This is a genomic window from Nocardia neocaledoniensis (genome assembly GCF_029868625.1).
Classification (GTDB): Bacteria; Actinomycetota; Actinomycetes; order Mycobacteriales; family Mycobacteriaceae; genus Nocardia; species Nocardia neocaledoniensis_A.
In genome coordinates this window covers 1-5,111 of record NZ_JARWOJ010000426.1, presented here as the reverse complement: position 1 = coordinate 5,111, position 5,111 = coordinate 1, and the positions used below count along the sequence as shown (strand labels likewise).

The 5,111-nt window shown below is 67.5% G+C and carries 4 protein-coding genes and 1 pseudogene; 4 read left to right on the top strand and 1 reads right to left on the bottom strand.

Annotated elements, in window-relative coordinates; all coding sequences use genetic code 11:
* Window positions 1-14 precede the first annotated feature (14 nt).
* Window positions 15-140: pseudogene (locus QH270_RS33485) on the top strand (rhodanese-like domain-containing protein); the annotation flags it as partial.
* 2 nt (window positions 141-142) lie between these two features.
* A complete protein-coding gene (locus QH270_RS33480; protein ID WP_280348729.1) occupies window positions 143-1,105 on the top strand; it encodes a carbohydrate kinase family protein in 963 nt (320 codons plus the stop codon).
* A 54-nt stretch (window positions 1,106-1,159) separates the two neighbouring features.
* Here the strand turns inward: QH270_RS33480 and asnB are convergent, their stop codons facing one another.
* A complete protein-coding gene (asnB, locus tag QH270_RS33475) occupies window positions 1,160-3,103 on the bottom strand; it encodes an asparagine synthase (glutamine-hydrolyzing) (RefSeq protein ID WP_280348725.1) in 1,944 nt (647 codons plus the stop codon).
* A gap of 352 nt (window positions 3,104-3,455) precedes the next feature.
* Between asnB and ctaC the strand changes: the two genes are divergently transcribed.
* Together ctaC and QH270_RS33465 are read left to right on the top strand one after the other, a co-directional pair.
* On the top strand, window positions 3,456-4,577 hold the full coding sequence (gene ctaC, locus QH270_RS33470; RefSeq protein ID WP_432420470.1) for an aa3-type cytochrome oxidase subunit II: 1,122 nt from the start codon (window positions 3,456-3,458) through the stop codon (window positions 4,575-4,577).
* Between the two features lie 10 nt (window positions 4,578-4,587).
* Window positions 4,588-5,004 carry a cytochrome c oxidase subunit 4 gene (locus tag QH270_RS33465; protein ID WP_019046172.1) on the top strand — a complete coding sequence of 139 codons (417 nt, stop codon included), beginning with the start codon at window positions 4,588-4,590 and terminating at the stop codon, window positions 5,002-5,004.
* Window positions 5,005-5,111 lie beyond the last annotated feature (107 nt).

Sequence of the window (5,111 nt, the reverse complement as noted above, 5' to 3'; positions counted from 1 at the left end):
AACTTCGGGAGGAACTGGCGGACAACAGGATTCATCTGCTCGATGTGCGGTGGGCGCTGGGTGATCCGGACGGTCCGCAGCACTATCTGGACGGGCACATTCCCGGCGCGGTGTTCGTCGACATGGAGACCGAACTGGCCGGCTGATGGCTGCCGCTACCGGCGCCACCGACCACCTCATGCGATTTCCCGGGAAGTTCGCCGATGCGCTGCTTGCCGATCAGCTCGACCACGTGTCCCTGAGTTTCCTCGTCGACGATCTGCAGATCCGGCGCGGTGGCGTGGCGGGCAACATCGCCTACGCGATGGGACTGTTGAAGCAGCGGCCGCTGCTGGTCGGCGCGGTCGGCGCCGACTTCACCGAATACCGGCAGTGGCTGGAGAGCAACGGGGTCGACTGCTCCGCGGTGCACGTGTCGAGCACCGCGCACACCGCGCGGTTCGTCTGCACCACCGACGAGTCGATGGCGCAGATCGCCTCGTTCTACCCCGGTGCGATGAGCGAGGCCCGCGATATCGACATCGCGGCCGTCGCCGACGCCCATGAGGTCGACCTGGTGCTGGTCGGCGCGAACGATCCCGAAGCGATGATCGCGCACACCCGCCAGGCCAAGGCCAGGGGCATCGCCTATGCCGCCGACCCGTCCCAGCAGCTGGCCCGCCTCGACGGCGAGCAGGCGGCCGAGCTGGTCGACGGCGCGGCGTACCTGTTCACCAACAAGTACGAGTGGGCGCTGCTGCTGCAGAAGACCGGCCTGAGCGAGGCCGAGATCGCCGCCAAGGTCGGCATCCGGGTGACCACGCTCGGTTCCGAGGGCGTGCTGGTCGTCGACGCCGAGGGCAACGAGGTGCGCGTCGGCGTGGTGCCCGAGGTGGCCAAGGTCGACCCGACCGGCGTCGGTGACGGCTTCCGTGCCGGCTTCCTCACCGCCCACCGCGCAGGCCTGAGCATCGAGCGCGCCGCCCAGCTCGGCTCCCTGATCGCGGTCCTCATCCTGGAGACCACCGGCACCCAGGAGTGGACCCTCGACACCCAGGACGCCCTGACCCGCCTGACCAAGGCCTACGGCGCCGAGGCCGCCGACGAGCTGGCTTCGCTGCTCTGAGCGCAAACACGAACGCCCCCTGGATCTTCCGATCCAGGGGGCGTTCGTCGTCGGTCAGAGCGACACGGGGTACGCGGGCTCCTGGATCTCCGGCTTGATGCGGTCCTCGACGAAGATTCCGTGCCAGACCATGAAGACCAGCAGGGTCCACAGGCGGCGGCTGTGGTCGGACAGACCCGCCTTGTGGTCGCGCAGCATCCCCAGGACCGCGGCCTTGTCGATGAGGTGGTCGGTCTGGGACTCGGCGATCTGCGCCTCGGCCCAGTCGTAGAGTTCGGTGCCGCGCAGCCAGTGCCGCAGGGGAACGGGGAAGCCGAGCTTGGCGCGGTTCAGGACGTGGTCGGGGACGATCCCGTCCAGGGCCTGGCGCAGCGCGTACTTCGAGGTCTCCTTGGTGATCTTCTGGTCGTAGGGCAGGCCCTGGGCCACCCGCATGACCTCGTTGTCCAGGAACGGCACGCGCAGTTCGAGGGAGTTGGCCATGGTCATCTTGTCGGCCTTGACCAGGATGTCGCCGCGCAGCCAGGTGAACAGGTCGAGGTGCTGCATGCGCGCGACCGGGTCCCAGCCCGCGGACTGGGCGTAGATCGGGGCGGTGACGTCCTGATGGGTCCACTCGGGGCGGAACTCGCGCAGCACCGAGCGCAGCTGCGCGTCGTTGAAGCTGCGGGCGTTGCCGTAGTAGCGGTCCTCGAGGGTGAGCGAGCCGCGCTGCAGCAGCGACTTACCCCGCTTGCCGTCGGGGATGCGGTCACCGAGCTTGCCGACCAGCTTGCGCAGCCCGGCGGGCAGGTACTCGAAGGGCTTGAGCGACAACGGCTCCCGGTAGATCGTGTAGCCGCCGAACAGCTCGTCGGCGCCCTCGCCGGAGAGCACCACCTTGACGTGCTTGCGGGCCTCCTTGGCCACGAAGTACAGCGGCACCAGCGCCGGGTCGGCCACCGGATCGTCGAGGTACCAGACGATCTCGGGGATGGCGGCGGCGAACTCGGCGGGGGAGACCACCTTGACGATGTGGCGCGCGCCGATCAGCTCGGCGCTCTCGGCGGCCACGTCGACCTCGGAGTAGCCCTCGCGTTCGAAGCCGGTGGTGAAGGTGATCAGCTTCGGGTTGTGCCGCATGGCCAGCGCCGCGATGGCGGTGGAGTCGATGCCGCCGGACAGGAACGAGCCGACGGTGACATCGGCGCGCATGTGCTTGGCGACCGAGTCCTCGAGCGCCGCGGCGATCTCGGCGTAGCGGGCCTGTGCCGCGCCCTCGGCGAACGGACGGACGCGGAAGTCCGGGCGGAAGTAGCGGGTGGCCTGCGGCGCCTGGCCCACCCGCACGGTGGCGTAGGTACCGGATTCGAGGCGGCGGATGTTCTTGTGCAGCGATTCGGGCTCGGGCACGTACTGGAGCACGGTGTAGTGCTCGAGCGCGCGCGGATCGAGCTCGTCGGACAGCCCGAGCGGGCTCAGCAGTTCGAGCACACTCTTCTTCTCGCTGGCGAAGGCGGTGCCGCCGGGGCCGCTCGCGTAGAACAGCGGCTTGATGCCGAACGGGTCGCGCGCCAGGAACAGCTCCTGCTTCTCGGTGTCCCAGATCGCGAAGGCGAACATGCCGCGCAGCTTGCGCACGGCCTCGGGGCCCCAGAAGTGGAAGGCGGCCACGATGGACTCGCCGTCACCGTCGGTGGCGAAGATCTTGCCCTCGGGGAACTCGGCGCCGTGCTCGGCGGCCAGCTGCTCGCGCAGTTCCAGATAGTTGTAGATCTCGCCGTTGAAGGTCATCGCGTAGCGCTGCGGGTTGTCCGCGGGGCCCCAGCGCAGCGGCTGGTGCGAGTGCTCGATGTCGATGATGGAGAGACGGTTGAACCCGAAGATCATGTGATCGTCGTGCCAGGTGCCCTTCTCGTCGGGCCCACGGTGCCGCTGGCAGTGCAGCGCGTCGTACACCTGATCGACCACCTGGGTCGTCGCCGGATCAGCTGTCAGGAATCCGAGCAGTCCGCACACGGTGTCGGCAACCTTCTCTCGTTCGATGATGGGGTGGCCACGGGCGGGCCGAAACGCTGTGTCCGAGTATGCCGCACACCCGCGCGACGCGCCGCGCCCAACCCGGCCCGGCGCGCGACGCGCACGCCCGCGCACGGCAAACCGCAGGTCGCCGCCTCCGCTGCGGTCGGCACGGAGTGTCGAATACGACCCCGCGACAAGACAGTGGCCGCTTTGGTCTACGCTGCGTAGTACTCAGGTCCTTCTCAGGTGTGCAGGCCTCACAGCGGCAATACTCGAGGGCGGCCTGAAACGTGCTTGAAAACGGTGTCGGAACGGGCGGATCGCGGCCCGGACGACGCAATGTGTCGGAATGTGTAGCGACCAGGAAGGCGTGAGCGTGGCGCACAAGGCGAGCGAAGAGATCGGGGCACGACCCGTTCGGGGTCGGCAGGGCCGCATCCTTCGACGGGCCGGGCTGGCGGTGTCCTTGGGGATCACTGCCGTCCTGGTCTCGGGCTGCTCGATCGACAATGTTTGGCTGCGGTTCGGCTGGCCCTCGGGCATCACGCCGCAGGCCACCCGGATGCGGGAGCTGTGGACCTGGTCCGTGCTGGCCGCGCTCGCCATGGGCGTGCTGGTCTGGGGTCTCACCTTCTGGACCGTCATCATGCACCGCAAGCGCAAGGACTCCCCGGAGTTCCCGCGCCAGACGGGCTACAACGTGTCGCTGGAGCTGACCTACACGGCGATCCCGTTCGTGATCATCGCGGTGCTGTTCTACTTCACCGTGGTCGTGCAGAACTACGTGCACGAGAAGACCGACAACCCGGATGTCACCGTCGACGTGACCGCCTTCCAGTGGAACTGGAAGTTCGGCTACCGCAACGTGAACAACGTCGGTGGGCTCACCTGGAACGGCATCGACACCGAGCGTGAGGCCGCCAACGAGGAGCAGCTCGCCGAGTACGCCGAGCGCAAGAACGAAGAGGGCCACCCGCAGCCGGGTCCGGTGCACGGCAAGCCCGCCAACGACATCCTCTCGTACCTGCACTACGACAAGGTCGAGACCATCGGGTCCAGCAACGAGATCCCGGTCCTGGTGCTGCCGACCGGCAAGCGCATCGAGTTCCAGCTCGCCGCCGCCGACGTGATCCACGCCTTCTGGGTGCCGGAGTTCATGTTCAAGCGCGACGTGATGCCGAACCCGAAGGAAAACCAGTCCGACAACGTCTTCCAGATCTCCGAGATCGAGAAGGAAGGCGCGTTCGTCGGCCGCTGCGCCGAGATGTGCGGCACCTACCACTCGATGATGAACTTCGAGGTCCGCGCGGTCTCGCCGGAGAAGTACGCCAAGTACATGCAGGCGCGCATCGACGGCAAGACCAACGGTGAGGCGCTCGAGTCGATCGGCGAGTCGCCGGTGGCCACCTCCACGTACCCCTTCAACACCAAGCGTGACAGCAAGAGCGCTTCGGTGAACGAGAGCAAGTGAGGATTCTGATATGAGGATCGAAGCGCGGATCTTCGAACTGCTCACGGCGTTCTTCATCCTGGTGGGCATCGTCTACGGCTTCTTCACCGCGCAGTCGCGCACCGGCATCGAGTGGGCGGGCACCACCGCGATCGTGCTGACCGCGGGCCTGTCGCTGATCATCGGCACCTACTTCCGGTTCGTCGCGCGCCGCATCGACCTGCGGCCCGAGGACTACGAGGAGGCCGAGATCGTCGACGGCGCCGGTGACCTCGGCTTCTTCTCGCCGGGTAGCTTCTGGCCCATCCTGCTGGCCGCGGCCGGTTCGGTGACCGCGCTCGGCCTGGCGTTCTTCCAGTTCTGGCTGATCGGCCTCGGCGTGGCGCTCGTGCTCGCCGCCGCCGCAGGCCTGGTCTTCGAGTACTACCTCGGCGCCGAGAAGCACTGAGACATCGACGAAAAAGCCCCCCCCCCACGGTCGCGCCGGGGCGGGGGAGTAGAGGGTGAAGGGGTCAGTGCGCCGAAAACAGAACAATCAGAGACGGGCCCACGGTG